This window comes from Seonamhaeicola marinus (assembly GCF_008085455.1).
Genome location: NZ_VSDQ01000241.1, coordinates 36,857 through 62,922, shown reverse-complemented (window position 1 = coordinate 62,922; position 26,066 = coordinate 36,857). Strand labels below are relative to the sequence as shown.

The 26,066-nt window shown below is 33.5% G+C and carries 25 protein-coding genes and 1 pseudogene; 14 read left to right on the top strand and 12 right to left on the bottom strand.

The genetic code is table 11. From position 1 onward, the window contains the following. Window positions 1-39: 39 nt before the first annotated feature. The 11 genes from FUA24_RS03520 to FUA24_RS03470 all read left to right on the top strand — a co-directional run bounded on the left by FUA24_RS03520 (window position 40) and on the right by FUA24_RS03470 (window position 9,430). Window positions 40-771, top strand: a complete 732-nt coding sequence (locus FUA24_RS03520) for a helix-turn-helix domain-containing protein (protein ID WP_148540082.1) — start codon at window positions 40-42, stop codon at window positions 769-771. Between the two features lie 103 nt (window positions 772-874). Beyond that, entirely contained in the window at window positions 875-1,528 is a 654-nt protein-coding gene (locus FUA24_RS03515; RefSeq protein ID WP_148540081.1) for a peroxiredoxin-like family protein, read from the top strand. 36 nt (window positions 1,529-1,564) lie between these two features. Beyond that, complete coding sequence (locus FUA24_RS03510; RefSeq protein WP_148540080.1) at window positions 1,565-2,638, top strand: L-dopachrome tautomerase-related protein; 1,074 nt, start codon at window positions 1,565-1,567, stop codon at window positions 2,636-2,638. Between the two features lie 377 nt (window positions 2,639-3,015). Beyond that, window positions 3,016-3,336, top strand: a complete 321-nt coding sequence (locus FUA24_RS03505) for an NAD(P)H-dependent oxidoreductase (protein ID WP_246146938.1) — start codon at window positions 3,016-3,018, stop codon at window positions 3,334-3,336. Window positions 3,337-4,345: 1,009 nt separating this feature from the next. Then, the gene (locus FUA24_RS03500) at window positions 4,346-4,684 is read left to right on the top strand and encodes a single-stranded DNA-binding protein (RefSeq protein WP_148540079.1); all 339 of its coding nucleotides are present in this window, start codon (window positions 4,346-4,348) and stop codon (window positions 4,682-4,684) included. A 73-nt stretch (window positions 4,685-4,757) separates the two neighbouring features. Further along, entirely contained in the window at window positions 4,758-5,201 is a 444-nt protein-coding gene (locus FUA24_RS03495; RefSeq protein ID WP_148540078.1) for a JAB domain-containing protein, read from the top strand. An 11-nt stretch (window positions 5,202-5,212) separates the two neighbouring features. Further along, window positions 5,213-5,410: a hypothetical protein gene (locus tag FUA24_RS03490; protein WP_148540077.1), complete on the top strand. Its 198-nt coding sequence runs from the start codon at window positions 5,213-5,215 to the stop codon at window positions 5,408-5,410. 391 nt (window positions 5,411-5,801) lie between these two features. Beyond that, the gene (locus tag FUA24_RS03485; protein WP_222861310.1) at window positions 5,802-6,437 is read left to right on the top strand and encodes a BfmA/BtgA family mobilization protein; all 636 of its coding nucleotides are present in this window, start codon (window positions 5,802-5,804) and stop codon (window positions 6,435-6,437) included. Window positions 6,438-6,440: 3 nt separating this feature from the next. Next, a complete protein-coding gene (gene mobB / locus FUA24_RS03480; protein WP_148540075.1) occupies window positions 6,441-7,460 on the top strand; it encodes a MobB family relaxase in 1,020 nt (339 codons plus the stop codon). A 10-nt stretch (window positions 7,461-7,470) separates the two neighbouring features. After that, window positions 7,471-9,054 carry a type IV secretory system conjugative DNA transfer family protein gene (locus tag FUA24_RS03475; protein ID WP_148540074.1) on the top strand — a complete coding sequence of 528 codons (1,584 nt, stop codon included), beginning with the start codon at window positions 7,471-7,473 and terminating at the stop codon, window positions 9,052-9,054. Window positions 9,055-9,181: 127 nt separating this feature from the next. Further along, complete coding sequence (locus tag FUA24_RS03470; protein ID WP_222861309.1) at window positions 9,182-9,430, top strand: hypothetical protein; 249 nt, start codon at window positions 9,182-9,184, stop codon at window positions 9,428-9,430. 2 nt (window positions 9,431-9,432) lie between these two features. On the opposite strand, the gene FUA24_RS03465 is transcribed toward FUA24_RS03470, so the two are convergent. Together FUA24_RS03465 and FUA24_RS03460 are read right to left on the bottom strand one after the other, a co-directional pair. Continuing rightward, complete coding sequence (locus FUA24_RS03465) at window positions 9,433-10,431, bottom strand: nucleotidyl transferase AbiEii/AbiGii toxin family protein (RefSeq protein ID WP_148540072.1); 999 nt, start codon at window positions 10,429-10,431, stop codon at window positions 9,433-9,435. Between the two features lie 3 nt (window positions 10,432-10,434). Next, window positions 10,435-11,037 (bottom strand): DUF6088 family protein, encoded by a 603-nt coding sequence (locus FUA24_RS03460; protein WP_148540071.1) that lies wholly within the window; start codon window positions 11,035-11,037, stop codon window positions 10,435-10,437. 511 nt (window positions 11,038-11,548) lie between these two features. Here FUA24_RS03460 and FUA24_RS03455 point away from each other — a divergent pair. Then, window positions 11,549-13,062: pseudogene (locus FUA24_RS03455) on the top strand (aminotransferase class V-fold PLP-dependent enzyme). A 105-nt stretch (window positions 13,063-13,167) separates the two neighbouring features. On the opposite strand, the gene FUA24_RS03450 reads toward FUA24_RS03455, so the two are convergent. The 9 genes from FUA24_RS03450 to FUA24_RS03410 form a co-directional block, all read right to left on the bottom strand. After that, window positions 13,168-13,656, bottom strand: coding sequence for an AAA family ATPase (locus FUA24_RS03450; RefSeq protein ID WP_148540070.1), 489 nt, complete (start codon window positions 13,654-13,656; stop codon window positions 13,168-13,170). Window positions 13,657-13,765: 109 nt separating this feature from the next. Next, window positions 13,766-14,281, bottom strand: coding sequence for a hypothetical protein (locus FUA24_RS03445; RefSeq protein ID WP_148540069.1), 516 nt, complete (start codon window positions 14,279-14,281; stop codon window positions 13,766-13,768). Beyond that, entirely contained in the window at window positions 14,278-14,676 is a 399-nt protein-coding gene (locus FUA24_RS03440) for an MPN domain-containing protein (RefSeq protein ID WP_148540068.1), read from the bottom strand. Before FUA24_RS03440 ends, FUA24_RS03445 begins: the two co-directional genes overlap by 4 nt. A 221-nt stretch (window positions 14,677-14,897) precedes the next feature. Then, a complete protein-coding gene (locus FUA24_RS03435; RefSeq protein ID WP_148540067.1) occupies window positions 14,898-16,364 on the bottom strand; it encodes a caspase family protein in 1,467 nt (488 codons plus the stop codon). Between the two features lie 507 nt (window positions 16,365-16,871). After that, a complete protein-coding gene (locus FUA24_RS03430) occupies window positions 16,872-18,764 on the bottom strand; it encodes an Eco57I restriction-modification methylase domain-containing protein (RefSeq protein WP_222861308.1) in 1,893 nt (630 codons plus the stop codon). Continuing rightward, window positions 18,761-21,856 carry an Eco57I restriction-modification methylase domain-containing protein gene (locus FUA24_RS03425; RefSeq protein WP_148540066.1) on the bottom strand — a complete coding sequence of 1,032 codons (3,096 nt, stop codon included), beginning with the start codon at window positions 21,854-21,856 and terminating at the stop codon, window positions 18,761-18,763. Before FUA24_RS03425 ends, FUA24_RS03430 begins: the two co-directional genes overlap by 4 nt. Beyond that, window positions 21,857-22,183 (bottom strand): helix-turn-helix domain-containing protein, encoded by a 327-nt coding sequence (locus tag FUA24_RS03420; RefSeq protein ID WP_187388144.1) that lies wholly within the window; start codon window positions 22,181-22,183, stop codon window positions 21,857-21,859. Window positions 22,184-22,484: 301 nt separating this feature from the next. Further along, window positions 22,485-23,573: a PIN domain-containing protein gene (locus tag FUA24_RS03415; RefSeq protein ID WP_148540064.1), complete on the bottom strand. Its 1,089-nt coding sequence runs from the start codon at window positions 23,571-23,573 to the stop codon at window positions 22,485-22,487. A gap of 157 nt (window positions 23,574-23,730) precedes the next feature. Further along, the gene (locus FUA24_RS03410; protein ID WP_148540063.1) at window positions 23,731-24,504 is read right to left on the bottom strand and encodes a restriction endonuclease; all 774 of its coding nucleotides are present in this window, start codon (window positions 24,502-24,504) and stop codon (window positions 23,731-23,733) included. 231 nt (window positions 24,505-24,735) lie between these two features. Between FUA24_RS03410 and FUA24_RS24940 the strand changes: the two genes are divergently transcribed. Then, a complete protein-coding gene (locus FUA24_RS24940; protein WP_187388143.1) occupies window positions 24,736-24,882 on the top strand; it encodes a hypothetical protein in 147 nt (48 codons plus the stop codon). A gap of 81 nt (window positions 24,883-24,963) precedes the next feature. Here FUA24_RS24940 and FUA24_RS03405 read toward each other — a convergent pair whose 3' ends face one another. Then, window positions 24,964-25,200 carry a hypothetical protein gene (locus tag FUA24_RS03405; RefSeq protein ID WP_148540062.1) on the bottom strand — a complete coding sequence of 79 codons (237 nt, stop codon included), beginning with the start codon at window positions 25,198-25,200 and terminating at the stop codon, window positions 24,964-24,966. A gap of 404 nt (window positions 25,201-25,604) precedes the next feature. On the opposite strand from FUA24_RS03405, the gene FUA24_RS26030 reads away from it, so the two are divergent. Then, complete coding sequence (locus tag FUA24_RS26030; RefSeq protein WP_262713600.1) at window positions 25,605-25,736, top strand: hypothetical protein; 132 nt, start codon at window positions 25,605-25,607, stop codon at window positions 25,734-25,736. The last annotated feature ends 330 nt before the right edge of the window (window positions 25,737-26,066 follow it).

Sequence of the window (26,066 nt, the reverse complement as noted above, 5' to 3'; positions counted from 1 at the left end):
TTTATCTTAGACAATAAATGTACTTTAATAAGTAGTGCTATGCTATACCCTATACAGAACAATGAAACCGTAATACCTAACGAAAGAAATATTTGTATTCTGCTTAGTGGAAGAATAACTATTCAAAATAACAAAACAAATACGTTTTCCATACCTTCAAAAAGTTATTTCTTCTTTGATAAACCTTTTGATATAATTGCAGCTTCACCCTACCTAGAAGGCTTTGTAACCAAATTAGATGCAACATTTATTAAAACATTTTTAGATGTCAATCAATTATCAGGACATATTAGTAACTATTTTGATTTTTACAGACTGAAAAATATTGATAGTAAAAAGGCTCAAATCCAAGCTATTTTAAATGCAGACGGAAATAAACGGTTAATAGAAAGTTATATGCATATTTTGTGGATAGAATTATTAACTGAATATGAGAAAAGTAAAAAAGACCAATCTACTATCGATCAATTTTCTGAGTTAATTGAGCAAAACATTGAACGGAATTACTGCGCGGGCACTTATGCAGAAATGATGAGAATTCCTTTAAAAAAGTTGATTAGGGAAGTAAAAAAAACCGAACATAAAACGCCGTGCAATTTTATTACTGAAAAGGTTATTGAAAAAGCAAAATACAAATTAGTGAATACTAAGGATACGAGCCAAATGATTGCCTACCAATTAGGTTTTGAAGATCCTTACTATTTTATTAAATACTTCAAAAAAAGTACGGGTGTTACCCCAACCCAGTATAGGGAAAATTATAAAATATAAGATTGCATGGGAATTTTTTCCATCAATTTTGTAATTTTTTCCATTTTCAAACTCTTACTGTTGTTGCATCTTTGTAGTGTTAAATTATTCAAACTATGTAAAGATGAAATTATCACAAATACTTGCAGAAAGAAAAGCTAAAAACGAAATAAATATTCCAGCAGAAAAATGGGCTGTTATGCAGCGTAGTACTAATGAAGTAAAGAAGCGACAATTAGCTTCAAAAGCCTTGCAAACTGGAGATGAGCTACCTTCTTTTATTTTGCCAGATATTCATGGTAATACAATAACTCTTGAGGGTTATGAAGATGACTTTTTAATTGTTTCTTTTTATAGAGGTGGTTGGTGTCCGTTTTGTAACATGGAATTGAAAGCCTTGCAAAATATTTTACCAGAACTTAATAAGCTAAATACCCTATTGGTAGCCATCTCTCCAGAAACTCCAGATAATTCAATAACAACCTCAGAAAAAAATGGTTTGTCATTTTCAGTATTAAGTGACATTAATAATAGGTATGCAAAGTCATTAGGTTTGGTATTTGAACTACCAGAGGATTTAAGAACTGTATACCATTCCTTCAATATTAATGTAGAAAAGCATAATGGTAACCAAGATTATGAATTACCAATGCCAGCTACTTATGTGGTTAATAAAAACAGACAAATCATTTATAGTTTTACGCCAGAAGATTATACAGTGAGATTAGAGCCAGAATTAATTCTTGAGATTATTAAAAATAAACCGAACAAGGCTTAAAGAGAATAAGTTTTATCCATTTAAAATTATAAAAACATGAAAAATTATTTAGTAATTACTTACAGTTTATTGCTTCTATGGGGGTGTAATACTAACACAAAAAAAGAGAGCTCTAATGCGGCAGATAAGCCAATAGGAACATTAGAAATAGTTACAGAAATGGACATTAACCCGGGAAATGTTGCCATGTCTAAAGATGGTCGTATTTTTACCACCATTCACCCTATGAGGGCAACAAACCTGCAATTGGTTGAAGTTACTGGAAAAACATCGTACAGTGCTTTTCCAGATGCTCAGGTTCAAAGTACAACAAATACAAAGTCTGATAATAAATTAGACACACCTTTAGGAGTTATTTTTGATAACAATAATAGGCTATGGGTTATAGATGCGGGCCTAAACATTGGTAAAACACGATTGTTTGCTTACAATATAACGACTAAAGAACAATTATACCGTTTTGATATTCCTGAAGATTTAGCGCCTAACACTAGCTTCGTTCAGGATTTAGCAATAGATGAAAAAAATGGTTTTGCCTATTTAGCAGATTTTGGAAATCCAGGAATAATTATCGTTGACATTAAGAATGGAAGCTTTAGGAAATTTACAGATTTAAAGACAATGAAATCCGAAGATATAAACATGGTCATAGATGGAAATGTACAATATTTTATGGGAAGTCCAGCCAGAATAGGATTAAACCCTATAACCCTTTCTTCAAATAGAGAAATGCTTTACTATGGTGCTATGAACGGCACCAAATGGTATCAAATCCCAACATCTCCTATTAGAAATGGAGCTAATGACGAGGTGCTTACAAAAAAAATAGCATTGGCGGGCAAAAAACCAATCTCAGATGGGGCAGCAACCGATGATTTGGGGAACCATTATTTTACAAATTTAGGGAATAATAGTATTGATGTGCTTACTAAAAAAGGGGAGTTAAAAGTACTTAAAAAAGATACTTTATTAGATTGGGCTGATAATATTAGAACACATAAAAATTGGTTATATATTGCAGTTAACCAACTTCATAAAACTCCTGCATTTACTGGGGGAGAAGACATTTCTAAACAGCCATTTAGGATTTTAAGATTAAAATATAAGTAGATAATTAAATTATTCTAATAAGGTTTATGATATTATTGATCTACAGCCTTTAACATAATTTTTTTGATAAAATTATAATAAAAACTAGAATTATAAATTTTTAATATGAATTATTTTATTGATTTAATTTTGATTAAAATTAATTAGGTATTGAAATGATAAATATTTTTGTGATAAATGAGAGTAAAACACTTTTAACACTAAAATAGATTTATTTAATAATATAGAAATAAAACCTATGAAGGTAAGTTATAATTATAATGTAAAAGATAAGATGAGGTAGAAAAATTTAAGAGGGCAGATTTAATTTTTTATCATATACCCATTCGGTGGTTTCAAGCTCCTTTTGGTTTCAATAACATATTTAGATAAGGTCTTTGCTAAAGGTCATAAAAAAAAATGGTGTTTATGAAAGTAATGGGAGAATTAGAAGTAACCTATTGATTAAATATGGTACAGGAGGGTTAATGAAAGGTAAAAAGTATATTTTAACTATATGTTGGAATACTGCAAAAACCGCATTTAATTTAGAATATGAGTTCTTTAACCAGACAAGTGTAGATGAAGGGGATATGTTTGGGTTTCATAAAATGAATGCTTTTACAGGAATGCAAGTATTAGGAACATATCATTTTCATGATATGGATAAAAATGCTAATGTTCCATTAAAAATAATCAATTATAAATGGTTTAAATGATATATTTAGAAGGTTTTTGGGTTTTCAATTTATTGTTAGTTAAACAATAGCACGTATCCTAAAGTAAATCTAAAAGAGGAAGACATAGAATCCAATTGGACAGGATTAAGACCTTTAATTCAGGAGGAATATAAAGATTCCATTGAGCTTTCTGTAAAAGTTGAGATATTCCATTCAGACATTGGTTTAATTTCAATTGCTGGTGGTAAGCTCAATAGATAAAGAAGAATGAGCCAACATGTAATAGAGGCCCATTGATTCAAAACCTAAATATAATCTTAAGAAATCCTCAAATAAGAACATTTTCCTTAGGAAATTAGATTGAAGTACTTGTTCATCAGAAGAATTACAAATTGATTTGCTTACCAAGGGAATTTAAAAATCCTATCACTGTTGATATTGTGCCCTTGATTTATTTGGGAAACCTTGCTTCTGAATAATTAATTTTAACTGTTATTTGGGGAAATTGATGAAGTATGTAAATCTATCCAATGGAATTTTGTCTACTATATGCATTTAGCTAAAACTTTTCTGTGGATTTACAGAGATGATTGTTCATAAAGCAAGAACTTTAGGTTTCAAAATTTCTTAATCCTTGAATAGGAAGCCCGGTCATTTTTTAAGGGGTTTATAATAAAAGAAGCCTTTGTTGTTTTTCGGGGCATCGAAAAACAGGCATGGTACAAGAATTCTAGATTAAACCTTATTTACTGCACTCGCTTAACTTCCCGTACGCTCACTTGTAAACAGTTTTAAAAGAATTTCTAAGCACCATAATGGAACTTGTACAAGACCATGCAAGTTTTAGAAATAAATAAGGTTTCACTTCCTTGAAAATCCAAGGATTTTGCTACGTCGCAGAGCCTCCTGATTTATTCCTAAAAGTCTTGACAAAACCCACTTCGTTTATTGTGCTACGCATGAAGGGAACCAAACAAACACACCCCTTAAAAAATGGGGAAATTATTAACCCGTCTACTTCTTAGGTAGACCCTTAAAATTTTTAATCATGAGTACATTAAGAAACAAAGTGCAGCTGATCGGGAACATCGGTCAGGAACCGGTAATCACCATGTTGGAAAGCGGAAAGAAAGTAGCCCGTTTATCATTGGCAACCAACGAGAGTTACAAAAACTCCGATGGGGAAAAACAAACAAATACCTATTGGCATACCTTGGTGGCTTGGGGAAAGACCGCCGACATCATTGAAAAGTACGTGGACAAAGGCAAGGAAATAGCCATTGAGGGGAAATTGAACTCCAGATCCTACGATGATAAAGAAGGGAATAAGCGTTATGTTACCGAAGTGGTGATTTCGGAGTTATTGTTATTGGGAAACAAGAACTAAAGAAAAAAAGAGGGTGGCACCTTCGAAAGTACACCCTCTCATTACATAATCATCTCTCTAATGATAATTTATAATGGAACACAAAGTTAACGAAATAAAGATTGGTTACAAGGAAAAGACAAAGCCTTTGCTAACCATAAAGAACTCCCAAGACGTTAGTGAACTGCTATTCGAACACTGGGACAAGGACACCATAGGGCTTTTCGAAACTTTTAAGGTCGTGTTGCTGAACAATTCCAACAAGGTCAAGGGAATCTGTGAACTTTCCTCAGGGGGCATTTCAGGAACCGTGGTAGATTTAAGGATCCTGTTTGCTACTGTCCTAAAATCCCTGTCGGTAGCCATCATAGTGGCACATAATCACCCCAGCGGTAAATTAATGCCCAGTGAATCCGACAAGAGGCTTACCGATAAGATTAAGAAAGCAGGCGAACTTTTGGATATCAAACTATTGGATCATTTGATCTTGGTACCAAATGGGGAGTACTACAGTTTCGCGGATGAATGCATATTGTAAATGATTAAGTTATGATCTACCTCAATTACAATAATCTCGATGCCGAAACCCAGGAACGCCTGTTGACCAAATCCAAAGATGATATCAAGTCCAAATTTGGTGAAGACCTCAAAGCCTTTTCAGAACAACATCAATTGGATTTTGAAGAAGTGCTGTATGAGGAAGCCGTGAAGAACCTGTATAATTACAAATACAAGTTCAATATTTAAGAAATAGAAAATATAACCAAAGAAGACCTTAGAGAAATCTAAGGTTTTTTTGTGCGGTTTCTTGTCAATTTCTTGCGAAACTTTAAGATATCTGACGTCCAATTTTAAGCCTTGGATAAAAAACATACAATCCTTTATCAAAACACATCATTTGAAACCAAAACCCATTTCCTTTTCAAAGGATTTACCAGTAACTTTTGTAAAGGGCGGACACCCTGTATAACGCAACTGACCCTAAGGTCATGTTGTTCGGATTTTTTCACGCACGTGCGCGACAAAATTGAGAAGCAAGAGGGTAGCGTGCTATCGCAACGCTACGTATTCCATTTGCTTCGCAAAGCCCAGTTTATAAGGGTTTATAAAGATTCATGAAAAAGTAAAAAACGGTGATTTGACGCAAAAGGTTCGAAAGCCCAATAAAACCGTTCTTTTTTGCGTCAAAAAGAGCCAAGTAATAAAATTTATGGACACCTTTTCTACCATAAGATTTAAAATTAAGGTTGCCAATAGGTTCAGAAAGTTCTCTAAACAAGTGGCCCGTAACCATACCCAAGCTTTAGAAGCTATACTTGATTTTTTTGAGATACACCAGCTATCTCCAAGGGATACTATTGATGGAAATTTGACCTCTATTGAAATCCGAATCAAAAGAAGGATTAATGCTGCCATTGCCATAATCAAGGACATTGAAAAAAGTCAGACCCTGCCAACTGTTGCCATGTTGCAATCTTTGTTTGAGCAACAATTGGAAGAGGAAGCCAATGACGGGTTTCTGGATGAGGATTTTGAATTCATCGAAAAGAAATTTGATTCACTGGATAATAATGAAGACTTGATGGAGGAAACTACCGTTCCAAAAATCCGATACCTAAGACTGGAGGAAAAAATGGAACAGCTGAAGACTGATTTTAAATACGTGCTAGGTAACGTCAAAGAAGTTAAGAGCCATTTTGGAAAGGACTATCTGAAATTGGAACTCAGCTTAGACGAACTGGAAAAATATAAAAGAACGCTAAACAATTTATGATTTATGTATATAGCTATAACCAAACAACATCATGGGGAGAATTTTAAAGGAAGCGTAAAGGATTTTGTCAACTATCTCCTAAAGGAGAATGAAGGTAAGACCCCAGAAGAGCAAGACCATTTTTTTGATCAGAACAATGATCAGATATCCGTGGAAGATGTCATTTCTGAAATTGATAATAATACGTCCAAACTAAGCAAGAAAGACCCTAAATTCTATTCCGTCGTGGTAAGTCCGTCACAAAGGGAACTACTGGCAATCAATAATGACCCTGGGAAATTGAGACAGTATGTACGGGAACTGATGAAGGATTACGCTGCCTCATTTTATAGGGATAAAAATATCAGCGTAGATGATATTAAATACTATGCCAAGATTGAACGGGAGCGGACCTTTAAGGGAGGCGATAAAGAGATAAGGGAAAACCAGCCCTATGCCACCAAAATATTAAAATTGAAAAATGACATTGGGAAGATTGAGGAGGGCAAGTCAATAGGAAACATTAAAAGAATACAAAAAGAAATCGATCGTTTGGAAAAGGATGCACCTCATAAGATCAATGGAAAACGTATCGTTAGGGATATGAAAAAACCTGGCATGCAGAACCACGTCCATATCATCGTGAGCCATAAGGACAAAACCAATAGCTTTAAACTGTCTCCCTTATCCCAGCATAAGGAAGCCGAGACCATCCTTAACGGTGAAAAGCAGAAGCAGGGCTTTAACCGGGATAAATTCTATAGGGCCGCCGAAAAGACTTTCGATACCACCTTTGGTTACAAACGCAACTTTGTGGAAACCTATAAGGCCCGGAACCTATTGGATAAGAATCCCAAGGACTTCTTTATCCTTTTGGCCGGACTCCCTACTACCGAAAAACAAGCAGCCTTTAAGATGTTATATAAGTTGGGTGTCCATGTTCCCAATATTCCAACCAATAAGGCACAATTGGCCTACAAAGCCTTCATGAAACTTAAACGGGGAGTTGAAACTGCTATTAATTCTGGCTCCATAGGGGTGTAATGCTATGACAATGGAAATTGAAATAGCGTTGCTTATAGTCATTTGGATTTTTGGTGGATTGATCAATTATACCGTTGGCAAATATGCTCCCAATGGTTTTGCTTTGGCAATCCTATGCTGGGTTTTGGTCTTGACCATTATTGGATTGACAGTTGAATTTCAATCCCTATTGAGAGCCATACTTTTGGTAGCCCTGCCCGTGCTGTTTATAAACATTTTATGTTTTGTGTTCCTCGATAGGAATTCCATAAACCAAACATTGAAGAAGGAATTTAAGGTGGTTATGAAAACAAGGGGCTCAAATCTGGTGCTGGAAAACATTAGAAGAGGGGTTTCCGTTATTGCATCCGCTGGAAGTGGGAAGACGGAAAGTGTCATCCATAGTTTTATGGAACATTTCAAAACACACAACTTCTGTGGGGTCATCCACGACTATAAGGATTTTGAGATAACCGAAATGGCCTATCCTTTGTTTCAAAACAGCGGGAACAAATTCTACATCATCTCCTTTGACCCAATTTATGACCGGGTCAATCCAATAGCTCCCAAGTACCTGCCAGATGAAGAAAGTGTCTACGAGGTTTCAAGAGTGCTTTTGGAGAATCTATTGGAAGTAAAGGAATCCAACGAGAACAGTACCTCCAAGTTTTTTAAGGATGCCGTGGAAGGGCTCATAAGCGGTCTGATTTGGCGATTAAAGACAGATTATGAAGACTTCTGTACCATACCACACCTTATTGCCCTGTATCAACAGATCAATACCAAAGGGCTTATTAAATTCCTCAAGGGCAATTTGACCTCCAGAGCTATGGCGGATGCCTTTATCAGTGGCGTGGGGTCCGAGCGGCAGACAGCCGGGGTAAAGAGTACCCTGGCCAACGCCTTTAAAAAAATCAGTACCAAAAAAATATTTATGGCATTGTCTTCGGATGATATCCCCCTTGATATAAATAACCCAGATAATCCATCGGTCATATGTGTAGTAAACAACCCTAAAAAGGATGCGTCCTTGTCACCAGTAATTGCGACGGTAATACATACCGTTTCCAAACAGATGAGCGAACGGAATAGACAACCGTCCTTCATGTTACTGGAAGAAGCTAGTACCATTAGGTTGCCTAACATGCACCGTATCCCGGCCACTTTGAGAAGTTATAATATCGTTTGTCTTTATGTACTTCAGGACAAAATCCAAAATGATATGATGTACGGGGATAAGGCCAGTAAGGCCATTCTAAGTAATCTGTCCTATCAGTTTTTCGGAAAGGCCAATGACCCGGAAACGGCAAAATATTATGAGCGCTTCTTCGAAATCATTAAAAACCCCACCCGGAGTATTAGTAAAGGTACCGGACTTTCATGGGAAGCCCGTGTCACTAAAGGGGAACGTGAAGTCCCCAAACGTAGGGCAGAGGTGTTCTTTAAATTAAGGCAAGGGGAATTTATCGTGTTTGCCGATGGCAAAGATAGAAAGGTCCGCTTTAAACAACCACAAATAAAAAGAGGCTTGCCCTCACCTACGAATGTAACCCAAGCTGATATGGAAAGGAACTTTATACAGATCCACGCCGATATCAAATCCATATTCAAATGAGGGATTTGCCCTAAAAGGATTAAAGGTTGTCCGTTAAGGATTAAGGCCAATTGGTTATGATAAAACAGGGCATAACATTTTATTTACTAATAAGGATGGTTTAAGTTTATAAGAAAAATCATCATATATGAGTATGCCTCAATTTACCTGTATCCTAGCAGCAAACAAAACGGCAATGGACTTGTTTAAGCAATCCAAGGAAACCCTGATGAATTCCAATAATTATGATTTTATGGCTTTCAGGTTTACCCAATGGAAGCAAGTAGAGGAGGAGCTTCCGGAATGGGATGAACATATCACCATAGATGAAACCACCTATTTTGAACTGTATAGCAACCTTTGTAAAAAGATGCAGGCCCTTGTTCAATATCTGTAGGCTTATTCCAAGCTGTTAATTAAATCGTTCAGTGTTCTCAACTTTTCCATTAAATTTTCGAATGACTCCGTTGCTCCATAGAACATACTTTCTTGCATAGCAGCATAATCTTTTTCGTAATCCTTTATAACATCTTCAGGAGGAATAAAGTTTAAGGTTTTATATTCATGCAATGCATAGTCCACCCAAGAAATCTTGGTCAATTTACTCCGGTGTTCTATAATAGTATTATAAAGCTCCTTGTCATGGATGGCGCTTTCTAGATATTCGGTATCCATAAGTCTGGAAATATCATAAAGGTGCCTGGTCATCCGTTCGCTTCTAATTTTCCGGCCCTTTGGCTTTTGGAATTCTTCATGCAATAAGAACATTTTTTCAATTAAAGTCCTTGTTGGCATGACAGTTGGTACCATGATGGCTTCATCAATAAAATCCTGTTCTGGATAAACTTGACTTATTAATGATGATAGGCTTTTATTTTCATAGGGTTCAATAAGGGATCTTGAACTTATTTCAATGAGTATTCTCGGTTGGAGATATTCCTGTTCCTCCACCAATGACTTGTACCTTAGTTCCAAGGCCAAGGGGTCCGTGTCCGATTCCTCAAAATCGGTCACCTCTAATTCAAACTCCTTTACGCCATTATTTATAAGGGCTTCTTCAAGAAGCTTGTGGAACTCTTGGTCTATATAGTTACAGGAAGCTTTCCTAAGGTTTTTAACCTGCGTTCTGGTGAGGTCCCCCTCAAAACCAAAAAAGGATCGGTCTATGGCCAGATCAATGTCTTCCGAAAATCGCTCTATAATGCCCCAGGCCTTGCTTAATGAGGTTCCGCCCTTGAATACTATATGCTCCGCTATTTCTGTTGAAAATATAGCCTGTAGCGCTATCATGACCCATAGGTCTTTTTCAACTGCTACCGGAAGTAAACCGGTTTTGATACTCGTTTGGTTGATTATAATTTTTCTATCACCTTCTGATAGGTTAAACCATGCTTCCATAATCTATAGTTCAATCAATTCTTTTATTATGTCCGCTATCCACTGCGGGGCAAGCTTGACATCATGTGAGAGGGTTTCTTTGTCAACTGTAGACAATACTTGCTTTATCCGCTCTTTGTCCTTTGCGCTAATATTGTCTTTTCCCAATTCCTTTAAAGCTTGGATAATAAGTATAATACTATCGCTTTTTACGGAAAGTAGTTTTGGAGAGGCTTTCTTGAACTTGATGCTACCATTGTTAACCTTTATGGACCTTGAAGAACCATCTGTTAGGTATACAAGGTTCATTGGAACTTGAGTTGATAACCCCAATTTATTAAGGGCCTGGATCCCGGTAGGGATGATCCTGGCTTTGTCCCTTTTAGAGATGGCTATGGCTATCTCTTCAATACTGGGGTATAGAATTCCAAATTTGGGATGTTTTTTAGGGTATAGGTAAATCCCATGGGCCAATCTCAAAAGAAACGCGTTGTCTTCTAACCTGTTCAGCGCTTGCCTTACTGCTGTAGATGTTCCAAATTTAGAGAAATTGGACGGGAAAAATATTTTTCCCGTTTTATAATTGGAAATCGCCTTCTTTACTTTATTTTCAACAGATACGGGCATTTTTTATTTGTAAATCTGTCACAAATATAGTAAATAATTGTGACAAAAATAGTCTTGGTGAATGTTGAAAGTTTGTACTGTTATAATAAATCATTATATCAAAAAAAACATGACCCTAGGTTTTAGTTTTTTGAATGGGCTTCGTGTATTTTGAATTTCGTAAAGAGGCATATATAAAACTCCATGTTTCAAGGGGTGTACAGAACCTTTAGGGCTTTAATAAAAATCTGTTTTGACAGAGGCTTTAGTTCATAATAACTAAGGTTTTAATGCATTTTTAAAATGAATAAAGTGTATTCATCCCTTTATAGGAGATAATGGTATTAACTGTACTTAGTCATTAAAACCCCTAAACCATTTTGAATATTTTGAATCAGTTTTTTAGCAATAGGTTAACAGATGTTAAAAGCCCATGCCATAAACATTAAGTTCATTACTTTAGTACAGTTTTAGCCTTGGTTACATAGATAGCCAAGGTAACGCCTCTTCAAAAACAGAAACCATAAACAGTATGGAACAAAATACAAGAAAACTATTGAGTTCTAAACCTCAGGAAATTTCAAATCTCGAGGAATACTTCAGGCCTTTTAGGGAATACACCATAGGAAATCAACAATACTTTGATTCCCCTTACGGAAGGAAAAAAATCGTTTATGCCGATTGGACTGCCAGCGGAAGGCTCTACAAACCCATCGAGGAAAAACTGCTAAACGACATAGGCCCCTTTGTGGCCAATACCCATACCGAAACGTCCATTACGGGCTCTGCCATGACTTGGCCTACCACAATGCCAGAAATATCATTAAAAGGCACGTCAATGCCTCAGAGGATGATGTGCTCATTACCGTTGGTACCGGAATGACCGGGGCCATCAATAAATTTCAGCGTATTCTAGGTATCAAGCTCAATGAAAACCTAAAGGAGCATACCCAAGTACCCGAAGAAAAGCGCCCCATTATTTTTGTCTCCCATATGGAACATCACTCCAACCAAACCTCTTGGTTGGAAACCATTGCTAGGGTAGAGGTTATCCCTTCCAATGAAGCAGGCCTACCTTGTGCCGAAAACCTAAAGCGCCTTATTAAAAAATATAAAGACTGCCCAATTAAAATTGCGGCCATTACGGGCTGTTCCAACGTCACCGGTATTCGAACCGATTATCATGAGGTTGCCGGTATCATGCACAGGAACAATGGACTTTGTTTTGTTGATTTTGCATGTTCAGCGCCATACGTAAATATCAATATGCATCCAGATAATGAAGACGAATACTTGGATGCCATCACCTTTTCACCTCACAAATTCCTGGGCGGACCGGGATCCTCCGGAGTCTTGATTTTTAATAAAAAACTGTACAACAATTTGGTGCCGGATAACCCTGGTGGTGGTACCGTATCCTATACCAACCCTTGGGGCGACCATGATTATATTGATGATATTGAAACCCGTGAAGACGGTGGTACCCCCGGCTTTTTACAAGCCATTAGGATTGCGCTATCCATTAAGCTAAAAGAACAGATGGGCGTTCAAAATATTCTGGACCGGGAACATGAATTGAACACTATTATTTTTGACAGGCTTTTCCAAATTGAGAATCTTCAAATCCTGGCACCCAGGCATCGAGATAGGTTGGGAGTGTTTTCGTTTTATATTGATGATGTACACTATAATTTGGTGGTAAAACTATTAAACGACCGATTTGGAATACAGACCCGGGGAGGCTGTTCTTGTGCCGGTACTTATGGCCACTATCTTTTGAACGTTGATGAGCCAACTTCCAAGGTCATTGAACAAAAGATTTTAGAGGGCTGCTTAATCGATAGGCCGGGCTGGATCCGTATGTCCATTCATCCTACCATGACCAATGAGGAGATTCTCTTTATTTGTGATGCCATTGAACATGTGGCCATGAACTTTAAGGAGTGGGGGAAGGATTATAGCTATGATTCCGCTAAGAATGAATATAGGCATGTTGGTGGGATGCAGGCAGAAGGAGTCGTTACTGAGTGCTGGTTTGAGATTTAGGTGTAAGGAGCTTTCTGGGTATTCCAAAAAAATGTAACATTTAAACAATAACTTGGCAATACTTGCCTAGTACTTTTTATAGGATACATCGTTGTCAAACCTTTTTTATTCTTTAATAATTATCCCACCAGTCATTTCTTTGGCGGTTGGCACTTCGAACCAGGTTTCCATGAAATCAAAGTGCTCTTTACTCACCTCGAATGCAAAAGTTTCTCCTTTCTCTAAATTCCTTTTCATGACTCTTTTCAGTCGGGTTTCTTTTTCTATATCCAAAAAATGGGTTGTCAATTCAAAATTATGTAACTCCGCAAATTTTCTGAACTTTTCACGATGTTCAAATTTTGAAAGCCCTAGATCCAGAATCGAATTGGTTTTTGAGTGCTCCAACTGTTTGACCAAATCCATGATCATCCTCTCGGCGCGTTCTATTCTTTCAAGAAACCAGTCTAGCCCATCTGTTGGTTTTTTGTCGGCAAGAAATAAGGTATGGTTCCATTGATCTATTGAAAACACAACGCCGTTGGTCTTTGTTTTCAATGTATTTGAATATGTGGTTTTTCCTGAACCTGTATTTCCAACTATTAGGTGAATCATTTAGTGTTTTGTTGAGGTGTGGTAACGTCTCTGTATAAAGTTTGTTGCGTTGTTTTCAAGCTAAAAGTTAGTAATAAAATTTATACGTCTTTGTTGTGGGTGGCCTTTTCTACATATTCAAAAATTCCCAATCTTCTGGTAATTCATTAATATTATTTATGGCAATAACTGAAGCTGTATCTCTATAGCTATTTTTAAAAGTACTTATTCCTTCATTTCTGAAGATATTGTCGTGTATAAAATCTATAAGCCTATTTTCAATTATTTCTTTTTCTTTCAAATTTTTAATAATTTTTTGAGAAAAATATGTTACCACAACTCCAGTTAGTTGTTGATTATTGTCATACATTCTTTTTATTAAGATATTATTCTGTTTATTAATTTCTTCGGATGAAGTTCTCCAATCAATTGGTTTTTGAACAGGTTCAGGAAGCTCTTCAATTGATTTATATATTTTTGAACTTCTTCTTTTTAATTCTTTAATTAATTCATCATAATTAATTATTGGGTCGTTGATATATAAAAAAGCACCCTGTAATTTATCATAAATTTCATACTTTTTATTTTCCTTTTTTAGTAAAATATATCTTTTGTTAACAGCAGAAATTATTTCTTTATAATTCATATGCAAGGTGTATTTATGTCAAATGAGATTCTATCTATTCCAATTGGTAATATCATTGATTTTATTTGTGGCGACCCATTTTCTTGTGCTTGGATTAACCAATTGATGTCAAAGTGACTTGGTTGTGGCGTTCCTTTTGGATGAGTATGTTTTATTAAAATTTCGTGATTATCATTTAATGTTGCTGGAAGTAATATTGAATCAATAGTTCCAACCCATAAATAATGAGTATTAATTCCCATAGTGAATATTGACGCAAATTCAGCTTTATATTCTATAGTCAAAGTTCTCAAAAATTCATCTGATGGATAAAATCCAATTATATTTCCTCTATTTCTCCCAGGACCACCTGATGATTTTATTCTATTAAATAACTCAATTTCTTCTTCAGACATTCGTTTTTTTTAGATTACCCACAACGGTCTAGTGTATGAAACGCAGCGTGCAAAAAGACACTAACTTTTTGGATTAACACAGAGCCGAATTTTTATATTTTGTTTTAATTTTTTCTCATTTAAAAGCCAAATTAAAAATTTGGCGGATTTTGAAAGTACACTCAAGCCTTTCTGTTTAACAATTACTAGCCATGTTTTATAGGACACGTTGTTGTGCATAGTTATTTCATTATACTATGATATTCTGGATAGTCTATAATTCTATCCGCAACAATCTTCATATTAGAGTTTAACGTTAGTTTGTTTTCTGGAACTCCAATTTCTCTTGATATCATTTTATGTAAATTTTGAAATTCAATACTTCTGTAAACTGTTTTTTCAGGAGTTCCTCCCCACATATCATCTTTCTTTACTAATATTTCATTTCCTTCATATTTCATATTCTTTAATTCAAGTTTTTTGTTTTCTTGATTTTTTGAAAATTGTAAATCAATTGAAATGCCATTAGTGTTTAGAGAAGGAATGTAAAAAACCAAATCTTTATAAGGTAATAAAACTTGAGATAAGAACTTTGAACTCTCTGAATAATCATTATTTTCAAGTAAAGAATAAATCTCTTCCAGATAGCAGTCTTTTAACCTGTCTTGTCTAAAGCTTCCATAAGAATTAAAGAAAGTCTCATAAATCATTCCATTTAATACGTGATTTTTATTTTCGACATTAAATTTCTCAATAGAATTTTGAAGGTTTTCCATGAATTCTATGGCAGAAGCGGAAGAACCACAAGCCGATTGTAAAATATTTCGTCCAAGTATAAATAGTTTGTTCTTATCAATACTCAAAGGGTCTATTAAATGTATTTTATCGATTGCAGGATTTTGAACATACCAATTATATTGTTTTAAATCTTTAATTATAGAATCCGTTAGTGTATTTGTATTTTCACTATAAAGATTGTCATTAATAGCTTCACTTGAGTATTCAATATCTTTGCTATGAGTTAATTGGCCAGAATTGAAATAAAAAGTTCCTGTTAGAGATGTGTGCTCCCAGCTTATTTGATTTCCTTTAGAAAAGGCATAAACAGAGTTTCGTACCCTTTTAAACATTTCTTCAATGGGTATGTTTTCAACTGTAATATGCTGCAATAAAGCATTTGTATATAGACCATTTCTATTTCCTGTTCCATCTGACGCTGTTTGTCCAGGAGATGTAGCATAGGCTATCAATGTTCCTTTCGGCGCAAATATAGGCGCTAATCCTTCATTTTGAACGGAGCGAGACCAAGATTTTTTATCTAAAATTTCTCTACAAGCATCTAGTATAATAATGTTAGTATTGTTCTTTGCTTTATCAAAATAAGATAATAACATATTTATTGGGAATGAAGTGTATTTAGCGTGGTCTTCATCTTGGAAATCAGTATCTATTGCACCTAAAAAATTTTCATTTTTTTTTTGGAAACCGTGACCTGCAAAATAAAATAAGCCGATATCATAATCATCCAAATTTGTAGCAAAATCTGTAATTTGTTTATCTTGTTCAACAGCAGTAGAATCAATTATTTTCGTTGTATCAAACCCTAATCTTAATAATACTTCAGCAATATCTTCAGCATCATTTACTGCATTATCAAGTGGTTTGATTCCATATTTTGCATTTCCTATGACTAATGCTTTTGCTTTCATCTTCTCTAATTATGCATAACGGTTACATAAACACAATTGCGTTTATATCTATTATATTTATTAAGTTAAAAATAAATAATATTCTTACAAATTCAATGTGTTTTTAGCAGAATTAAATGTATTTATAGAAATTTAATCAAAAAGGCGATTCTTCAAAGAAATGGATATAGACCCTATTCCCTCAAAATAGGCCGCATAGAAGTCTTACCATCAGATTCCTTACCCGTTTTATGGTAATATTTTTTAGGGTAGTCCAAATTGGCAAACTGGTACCAGACTTTCCACGACATTTTGGTAATGGGCTGTTTGGGGTTAAAAGGTATTCAAAAAAATGTAAGATTTAAATAAAAACTTTGAAGAACTTGGCTAGTACCCTTCATAGGATGCATTGTTGTACACTGGCCTTTCTTTACGCAAACTTGCTAGCGTTAGCAAAACATACTCTTTTACAGTTTTGGTTAAGCACGGATGATGCGACTGTAAATGTGTATGGCTTTAAGCGTTGACTTATTCCGCTAATGTTTTCCGATTTATTTTATATTTTTCCAAAAGGAATTCATTTCTTTCTTCATCCGATTCGGTGTTTAGTAAAAAAGTCTTCTCATTTTCATTCAAATTACAAACTCCAAAATCCTTAACATAGTTTTTGGCTAATGCAAAATAATTGCCTGAATATGGTTTACTAGTTTTTTTAATATAATACCAAAACACTTTAGATTCCAAAATTCGCTTTAGTACTTTTAGTTCACGTTCCGAGTCAAAATATACTGCATATCCAGCATAAAGTAGTAAGTCTTCTTGGTCAGTATAAACAAAATAAGGTTGTCCTGCCATATATGGAAATAACAACTTTTTGCCAGAATCATTTAATGCCTGTGTTCTTCCAAATTCGTACCATTTATACTTAGTTTTTTTCCCTTTATCTCTATTTAATAACTGAACTTTGTTTTCTTTTAAATATTTGTATGCCTCAGGGAAATTTTCTTTGAAGTAATTTTCTTCAAATACTATTTTCTTATTTGGTTTATAGTCGAAATTATTTGCTTGAAAATTATCTTGATAGTAAGGAAAGATTATTTGTTCTTTTAATACAGGAATTTCTAATTCTGTCTTTAGCCTATTAGGTTTTATAACATCTCGACAAATTCCTTTTTCTATTTTATGAAGTTTTCCGTTTTGATGATAGTAATAATTTTCATCTTCGTCAACCGGCTTAAAAATAAAAATATCATTACTTAATGTTGCTAAACCATTTCTTATTGGATATTTGTCTCCTAATGGAATACCAATACTTTCAATTTTGTTAATATTCTCTAAAACATCTGGTTTATTCAAAATCCAACCCTTTTTTGTGTTTAATAGATTATAATTGATTCGAGTAAAGTCTTTTAGGTTTTTATTTAGAAAGTCTTTTGCCGTTATTTTTTGGTATTTAACTTCATTTGATTTTTGTTTTTCAATAAATACAATGCAGGTATAAGTAGATTTGTTTGCAAATATTTGTGAACTACCAAAATCTATAATTTTTAAGTCAAATAGATTAGTTTTAAAATACTCTCTAAGGTTTCGAGCGTTAACACTTCTCTTAAAAGTATTTACTGTTATATAACCAAGAATACCACTTGGTTTTAAATACTTAAGACCAATTTCAAAAAAAGGAATGTACAAATCTGGATTTCCAGTCTTTGTGACTTCCCAATTTGTTAGAAGTGATTTAGTTTCTTCACTTAAATTTTTCGCTCGAACATAAGGTGGATTACCTACAACAATATCGAAACCTTTGAACTCTTTTATTTTTTTATTCCAATTATAATTTAGAGCATTTCCAACCATTAAATTAAACTCAAATTCTTCTTTATCTTCTCCATTGGAAAGCGCTAAGAGTGATAGTAAAATTTTTGCTCTAGTAATTGTGTAGTCAGAAATATCAAGACCGTATATGTTTTCTTTGAAAATTTCAAAATAACTTTTGTTTGACTTAATCTTTATTTCTTGTGCTACAGTGTATAGGAAAGCTCCTGTTCCGCAAGCAATATCAGCTACTTTTAAATCAGGTAAATCGAAATTTCTAATTTTGTTAAGTGTTTCTTTAACTATATAATCTTTGATATAATCTGGTGTGTAAACAGCACCATTTACTGAAATATCATGTGTAGGTATACTTGTTTCAAATAAATGAATAACATCTTCAAAATCAAATTTTCCATTCTTTAGTTTTATTAAATTAATAAAGGTGTCAACGGTTTGCTTGTCATTGCCTTGTATACAAGAAAGAATTAATTTATTGTTTTTTATTTTGATGTTATTAAATTGAAGGTAAGCACCAATAATTAGCTTATTGACAATTGATAAGTTGTCAGATAGCTCATTTAGAAATTTTGATATCTCTTTATTAATCATAATCTATCAAGTATTTCTATTCTATTAATATTTCTACCTCTTTCATTGAAAAAGGAAATTTGGTCATTGGTCAATTCGTATAACTCGTAGACTTTATTATCAAGATTGGACCAATAAGCATTAAGCAAATTCTTTAAAATGGTCTTTTGTCTTGGTGAAGAACTTCTATATTGTTCCTGTGTTTGTTTAATACTAATTGCTATTGTCGAAATTTCGTTTACTAAGGCAGTATTAGTATTGAAATTTTCTCTAGGAAACGGAATTGGCTCAATAAATTGCTTGTTAAATTTAAAATATCCATTCTGTTGACTTAATGCGATTGACCTTGCTAAAACGGAAAATAAAGTCGAATTAACTATGCCAGAAACTGCAAATAAATTGTTTTCACTTTTTTCTGGAATATCAATGAAGAACATATTAGCGTTATCACAGTAATTTAAGGGGTTCTGCGTTACTGTAGCGTATGTGTCATTAGCCGTCATAGGCAGTAAAACTTTAGAATAAACTGCCTTATGATTTTGAACTCTTGTAAATTGATGCCAATTTTCCTCTCCATCACAAGTTGCCACATTACTAGCTATTTCATCCCTATGTCTAGTAAGATATTGACCAGCTAATCTGAATCGCTCGTTAAATTCTGAAAATGGAATAGGTGTGTTTTCATCTAATGACGTATCATAAGGGAAAATCACATAAGTAGATGTTTCGTCATTACAAAAAGGATAAAACTTTTCATTGACCATTAAAGGACGACAAGCATCTATCTCAATAGTAATACCTTCTTCAAGATGAGTGTTTCCTGTGAGTGTTCCATCATCATTTATTGATGTTACTTTGATATGATAGGCTCTATCCCAAAGAACTTGGATACCAACTTTGACTTTTGCAAAATCGCCAAATTTTCCGTGATTTTCTAGAAGTGAAGTTTTTATTGCAAGCAAATCAGCATCTTCGAAATTCCAAGGGTTTTGATTTAACCCACTAGAAGGTATTATGGAAAACTGCGTGTCATCATTTTCAAAAGGTTGGATACTCCTCAAAGTAGACGGGATTTCTTCTAAATCAGAATCTATTTTCAAGAATGAAATATTTTCTGGTCTTGCTTTATCTAAAATAAGAGTTGCTATATAGGTTATCCGATTTGGAAATATATTCGAATTTTCAAATTCTATAACTTGCGAAAGCAAGTTTCTAGAACTTATATATTCACGAATTTTTTTTCCGTAATCAGTCTTGAAAAATCTCCTTTGAACAATTAACCCAAGTTTTCCATTGTCATTTAAAATTGAAAATGCTCGTTCTACAAATGCTACTGCCAAATCAATTTTTCCATTTTTTGTAGTTACATATTCGTCTTTTATATATTGATGCATAAAAGGATATTCCACATTATAATTTTTGACTTCAACATAAGGTGGATTACCAACTATGTAATCAAAACCACATTTAGTATCAAAGATTTCGGAAAAGCCATTCTCACTATTATAGTCAAAACTATTTGTTCTATAAAGTTGTGGTTCGTCCGAAATTATTAATGGATATTTGACAGTTATGTCATTTGAAACGAGTGTGTTCCCACATTTAATATTATTTCCAACGTTATTTAAAATTTGATTACCATAAATCCCAATTTCTTGGTAGTTTTCATAAAATTCCGAACTATCAACCACCTTAAGTGATAATGACATTCTTGCAACTTCAACTGCTTCTGGGTCAATGTCAACTCCAAAAATACAATTTGAGATTAGATGTCTTTTTCCAGAAATAGTTAAGGTAGTTAAATCAGAGTTCTGAAAAAAGAAATCACTAAAGGCTTCAGATGGATTTTCTTTGTAATAATCGATGAAAATTTCTTGTAAATAATCGAAAGTTTCAATTAGAAAAATTCCACTACCACAAGCAAAATCTAAAATTTTAGTTTCTGAAATACTTTCAAGTCCTCTTTCTAATAGACTTTCTTTAATGATGGTTCTCTTGAGTAAATCTTGAACTAAATATTGAGGTGTACTAATTGCACCATTAGTTTTAATGTATTCGAGTTTAAGTTTCTCTGAAACTTCTCCATCTTCAATTATTAGTTTTTTTGACAAGAAAATCTCATAAATGTCACTCAAAAGTTTTGTTGGAATAACTTCAAATCTATACGGTGAAGGATAATAAAGTTTATCTAATAATTCTTTGATGATTTCGTTATCTACTTCTAGTTCTTGGATATCACTTATTCTATCAAAAAGAGGTCCATCATAATGTTCGAAGAAATCATTGTAAGATGAGTTTTTGAACTCAGACCAAAAATCTGTTTCTAGAAAGGTTAGTAACAACCCATCTCTTTCAATTCTTCTAGCCTCACAAATTCTAATAAATATTATACGATTGATAATTACTTGTGTTAAATAAGCTAGTAATTCTGCATTATTACTTATTAGGTCGCTATTATTTTCTACTATATTCTTAGCCAGAGATAATCTAAATTTTGAAAGCTCTTCTGCAAAAACTAAGTCAGGCGATAATTTTTGAACACTACTTACATTTTTAAGAGTATCAGAATAAAGTTTTTCAAGAGTTCCGTTTAGAATATTAGATTTAAGAAGATGTGTTTCTAAAACATCAAAGTTGTCAACATAATCTTCTATTTTCAGATAGGTTCTGCCTAAGTTCGCTGGTTGTTCTTGGGAGGGGATATAAGTACAATCATAAATTGCAAATTCTTCGAAATTTGTCAAGAATGTACAAGAACCAGAAATTGACCAACCATAAGATTTTATTTGAAAAGCAGAAGAGGTACTTGTTTCAATATTAACCGAAACTGCTTTAGCGTCAAGAAAAGTAAGTTTTTGATTTCCTATTTTAAAAGTGTAATCTGGTCGAGTAGAAGTTGAGTCAATTTCTTCTAATCTCTCTTTTTCTTCTCTTGATAAAACTTTCTCTTGAAGTACTTGTGATGTGTCCATTACATCCCAATCGAAGATTGAAAGAAACTCATTAATCCAAGTTCTTATAGTTTCCTCAGAACTCAAATCTAGGCGTCCATCTTCCTTGAAGGCTTGGTATCTTTTAACCAATTCAGTTAATTGTTCTTTTCTTTCAGGCATCTATAATTTAAGTCTTCCTTGTTTAACATTTTGTTCTCTGTAGTATTTTACCTTTTCTTCTGCGACCTTGAGAACTTCCGTGGAACAATTAGTTTCGTATATTTTCTTAGCAAAGAGTTCACTAAAAAATTCAGTTTTTAAGTTTTCAATATCAAGATCGAAAACAGAAGCTAATAATTCAAGGCGTTTTTCATCAAATTCCCTTTTTCCATTTTCAATTTTGCTCAAATTTGCAGAATCCAAATCAAGCTTTGCTCCGAGTTGAGTTAAAGTAAGTTCGCTCTTCGTCCGTAATTGCCTGATGTATTCTCCGAAATATTGTTTCATTTGACTTGAATTTTTGGACTTGTCAGTATTTGACAAATATAGTAAATATTTCATGATATTCAATTCGAGTGACGTTGGGAAAAGGTAAGTTCTTTTTATTTTGTGAGGTACGAGTAAAATGAAATGTACTTGACCGTATGATGGCTTTTCAGAGCTTGTTTACAACGGTTCGTATAACCTCTGTTACATGTTAATATGCATTAATTTTCGGCTTAGTGCTGGCATTAGCAATTCCGAGTGGATTCGAACGCAGTCGAATCCGCCGTAATTGCGGTTATACATCTTTGTTAGCCACAGTTTTTTATAATTGTAATTGATATCCATCAAGTTCGTCAGTTATTTTTTCAGAATCAGGAATGCTACAATACGAACAAAAAATGCTAATATCATTATTTTTGTTTAAAAGTCTATCTTCATAAATAGCCTCAATTGAAATTTCTGCTGTTTGTGTTGTTGCTAAGGCTATATTTACGGTTCTCGGCTCTGGAAAATACCATTTGTCATCTTCTTTATCATAAGAGCTTAATGAATGGTCACTATAATAAACATCCATACTAAAACTTATGTCAAAATCGAATTGAAATATAGTTTCTCCAATATCTTGATTGTCCTGAACAATTGATGGCTCAAAAAGTTTAATTTCATCTACTTCTACATTTTCAATACTTACATCATACCAGATTTCATCCTTGATTTTGAAACTAAATTTTTCTATTATTTTTTCTTTAATAATCTCTTCCGAATCTAAGAATATTTTATTAATCCATTCCAGTCTATCATTATTAAACTGAGTATTTATTTTATTTAATATTGTTCTCAAATTAGGAATTGGAATGATGTTTTTAGAAGTATAATCTTTTAAGTCTTTGTCTTGGCTAACAACATAGATTTGACAGGAATATTCCTCACACCATTTTTCAATTGCAGACAATACAATCGCATCTGGAAATTCATATTTTTTTTTACCCAAGCCAAACGGTTTTTCTCGATTAAAATATCTATAGATAATATCTCTTAAATCCGCAGTTGTAAAAGGGATGATTGTTATTTTTCCTGTTTCAATAAATTTATCAAGTTCTTCGTTGATTTTGTCATAATCAACATTAATGTCAAGTTTAGGAAGAGAAATATATTTGCTGTATTCTTCTACATTTTTTAAAATCCTGCCTTTATTTGCTATATTTTTTTTGAATCGATTGATTTCGTCTTGAGCATATTGTAATTCTTCACGAATATTTGATTGAATTTCTTTAATAGTAATTTCAGTCAAGTATAGATTAACAGTATCCATCTTCCCAAATTCGGCCAATCTCGATAAATTTTTATTTTGGAAAAAATTGTTTGCTACGAAGGTTTCTGTATCAATAAAAATGTTTCTTGTTTTTAGCATTTCTCAAATTATAGCTAACGTTTATGTATATGAAATGTTGCGTGTTTGTATGCGAGGATTTTCCGGATGAAAATCAGATGTAGCAAACGTACAACAACCTTTGTTTAAGCCTAAAATCAGCAATTTTTCATATACTGTGTTGGGCATAGTTTTTTCTTTATTCATAATCTAAATTAGAATCCAAATCTAATTTGTCCATTTCAGAATATACAGGTTGAGCAAATATTCTCAATAAACTCAGAAATTGAGAATAGTTTTCAACCCTTAATAATTCTTTTGGTAATAAGTCAAGATTGTATTCCCATTCTTCTGTGATTAATTTTTCTTCTAATGGTAGTTTATTTTCAATATCTGTAAGCTGACCAACAAACTCTTTCATAATGTGATGAGGAAAATGGTCAGAAATTAAGTTTAACAAATTATATTTTTCAATAAGTGTATTAAAATCCTGCCTTTTGATTTTATCGTAATCATCATAAAATTGAATTGAAGTGGGGTCATAGTTATTTTTTAGAATGTCGAAATGTAGTTTTTTAGAGAAAAAATTTAGATACCAACTCTTAAAGAATTTTTTCTGAAATTCACTCCAAGTTATCAATTCAACATTCGTGTTTTTAATAGACTCAACCGCACCTTTTTGAAAGTCACTTGTAGTTATAATATATCCAATATTTGCTCCAACGTCACTTACTACTGTTCTTAGTCCGTGTACATAAAGCTGTGGAATATTTGATTTCCACATTTTACATTCTATTAGAATTTTATAAGGCCTATCATCTATTGATTCCTCCGCGTAAACATCAATTTCAATTTGACTCCTAATTGATTGAACCTTTTTTTCTACTGAAACAACAAAACCACATTGAGTTAAAATTTTTCCAACTTTTATTTGAAGTTCTTTCCAATTTTGCGGTTTGTTGTCAATTGTCATTAATAGTGCTTGGTTTAAATTTTGCCCAACGGTTACATAAACACAATTGCGTTTATATCTATTAAGTTAAAAATAAATAATATTCTTACAAATTCAATGTGTTTTTAGCAGAATTAAATGTATTTATAGAAATTTAATCAAAAAGGTGATTCTTCAAAGAAATGGACATAGACCCTATTCCCTCAAAATAGGCCGTATGGAAGTCTTTCCATCAGATTCCTTAGCAGTATTATGGCAATACTTTTCAGGATAATCCTTATTGGCAAACTGGTTCCAGACTTTCCAGGACATTTTGGTCATGGGTTGTTTGGGGTTAAAGGGTATTTCAATACCGCTCCTGATGCAGTAACCTGTTTTTGGCATCCTAATATACTATAATACTATCAGAATAAGGGTAGGTTTTTAAATATAGTAAATGGCTTAAGCCAGAATTTCAGGGGATTGAGGATAAGTATCTAATTAGTTGTTTTCAAGGTCGAAATCAAATAATTCTTTCGGATGAATTTCTAACCCTTCGGCTAGGGATAATATTGTTTTCATAGAAATCCCATGTTCTCCTTTAAGGGTTCGATAAACTTGTTTAGGTTCAATTTTACCTAAAGAAGCAACGGTCATCACATCTGTATTGTACTTTTCAATTAAGAATTCCAGATTCTTTCCGAAAGCTTTATAATATAACTGATTTTTCTTCTTCACTTGGTGAAGTTGTGTTTTTATTTAAAATAATAATTGTCAAATTTGTCAATGTGGTATTTATTTTTATATTTGCTATAGATTAATTCTATTCATCATGAATTGAATAGTAATTTTTATTTTTGCGATTCTTCGTATAGAAAATATTAGAAGCTGTCGCTTTGAATCTCTGTTAGAAAACTGGTAATTTTTGCACCTGAGATGATAAGTAGATTGGCTCACGACCTAGGCGTGGGCTCTCTTATCGGTGCAAGGTATACCAGTACCACTAACAGGTAAGTTGAGTTTCACGCTTTCTGTTTCCTTACATAATGGCTTAAACTTAACTTTTTCTAAGCGGTACTTTTTAATTATTAGAAGTCTTGCAAGTATTGATAAGGCCATTTACAAACCAAAGGTTCTATTATTTGGAGACTAAACGTCCATACTTAAAAGTAACTGCTGCCAATGACCCTAAACATGGGGTTGGTATCAGTTATCAATCTGGTAAAACCAATTATGAGCTCCTGTTTGTAAAAAAGCCCAAATGCCCTATATAGGCAATTTGTTATGGGATGGACGATACACTTTTTTTTTCTCGGATCACGACACCCCTTGTATCCCATAACCTCACGATTCACTTTTTTAATGGTATCCGAGCCAAAGTATAATTAATAGCTCAAGTAGCGGTGCTTTTTACGGCCTTAGATGTGCCTTGTTATGATGGGAAACTGTCATACAAGAAGGCATCTAAGGTAAAAGCGCCCATGTTTAACCTTTAAACCAAACCGCCTATGGATAGACACTAAAAAATAAAGCCTCCTAGTAAACTTTTGCAGGGTTCTTAGGAGGTCTTTATGGATTAAACAATAAATGTTCAACTTCTAATT

Excerpts from the sequence above, each read along its gene's own strand:
- FUA24_RS03520 (WP_148540082.1), top strand. The coding sequence starts at position 40 with ATGCTATACCCTATACAGAACAATGAAACCGTAATACCTAACGAAAGA.
- FUA24_RS03515 (WP_148540081.1), top strand. The coding sequence starts at position 875 with ATGAAATTATCACAAATACTTGCAGAAAGAAAAGCTAAAAACGAAATA.
- FUA24_RS03510 (WP_148540080.1), top strand. The coding sequence starts at position 1,565 with ATGAAAAATTATTTAGTAATTACTTACAGTTTATTGCTTCTATGGGGG.
- FUA24_RS03500 (WP_148540079.1), top strand. The coding sequence starts at position 4,346 with ATGAGTACATTAAGAAACAAAGTGCAGCTGATCGGGAACATCGGTCAG.
- FUA24_RS03495 (WP_148540078.1), top strand. The coding sequence starts at position 4,758 with ATGGAACACAAAGTTAACGAAATAAAGATTGGTTACAAGGAAAAGACA.
- FUA24_RS03490 (WP_148540077.1), top strand. The coding sequence starts at position 5,213 with ATGATCTACCTCAATTACAATAATCTCGATGCCGAAACCCAGGAACGC.
- mobB (WP_148540075.1), top strand. The coding sequence starts at position 6,441 with ATGTATATAGCTATAACCAAACAACATCATGGGGAGAATTTTAAAGGA.
- FUA24_RS03475 (WP_148540074.1), top strand. The coding sequence starts at position 7,471 with ATGGAAATTGAAATAGCGTTGCTTATAGTCATTTGGATTTTTGGTGGA.
- FUA24_RS03470 (WP_222861309.1), top strand. The coding sequence starts at position 9,182 with ATGAGTATGCCTCAATTTACCTGTATCCTAGCAGCAAACAAAACGGCA.
- FUA24_RS03465 (WP_148540072.1), bottom strand. The coding sequence starts at position 10,431 with ATGGAAGCATGGTTTAACCTATCAGAAGGTGATAGAAAAATTATAATC.
- FUA24_RS03460 (WP_148540071.1), bottom strand. The coding sequence starts at position 11,037 with ATGCCCGTATCTGTTGAAAATAAAGTAAAGAAGGCGATTTCCAATTAT.
- FUA24_RS03450 (WP_148540070.1), bottom strand. The coding sequence starts at position 13,656 with ATGATTCACCTAATAGTTGGAAATACAGGTTCAGGAAAAACCACATAT.
- FUA24_RS03445 (WP_148540069.1), bottom strand. The coding sequence starts at position 14,281 with ATGAATTATAAAGAAATAATTTCTGCTGTTAACAAAAGATATATTTTA.
- FUA24_RS03440 (WP_148540068.1), bottom strand. The coding sequence starts at position 14,676 with ATGTCTGAAGAAGAAATTGAGTTATTTAATAGAATAAAATCATCAGGT.
- FUA24_RS03435 (WP_148540067.1), bottom strand. The coding sequence starts at position 16,364 with ATGAAAGCAAAAGCATTAGTCATAGGAAATGCAAAATATGGAATCAAA.
- FUA24_RS03430 (WP_222861308.1), bottom strand. The coding sequence starts at position 18,764 with ATGATTAATAAAGAGATATCAAAATTTCTAAATGAGCTATCTGACAAC.
- FUA24_RS03425 (WP_148540066.1), bottom strand. The coding sequence starts at position 21,856 with ATGCCTGAAAGAAAAGAACAATTAACTGAATTGGTTAAAAGATACCAA.
- FUA24_RS03420 (WP_187388144.1), bottom strand. The coding sequence starts at position 22,183 with ATGAAACAATATTTCGGAGAATACATCAGGCAATTACGGACGAAGAGC.
- FUA24_RS03415 (WP_148540064.1), bottom strand. The coding sequence starts at position 23,573 with ATGCTAAAAACAAGAAACATTTTTATTGATACAGAAACCTTCGTAGCA.
- FUA24_RS03410 (WP_148540063.1), bottom strand. The coding sequence starts at position 24,504 with ATGACAATTGACAACAAACCGCAAAATTGGAAAGAACTTCAAATAAAA.
- FUA24_RS24940 (WP_187388143.1), top strand. The coding sequence starts at position 24,736 with ATGGCAATACTTTTCAGGATAATCCTTATTGGCAAACTGGTTCCAGAC.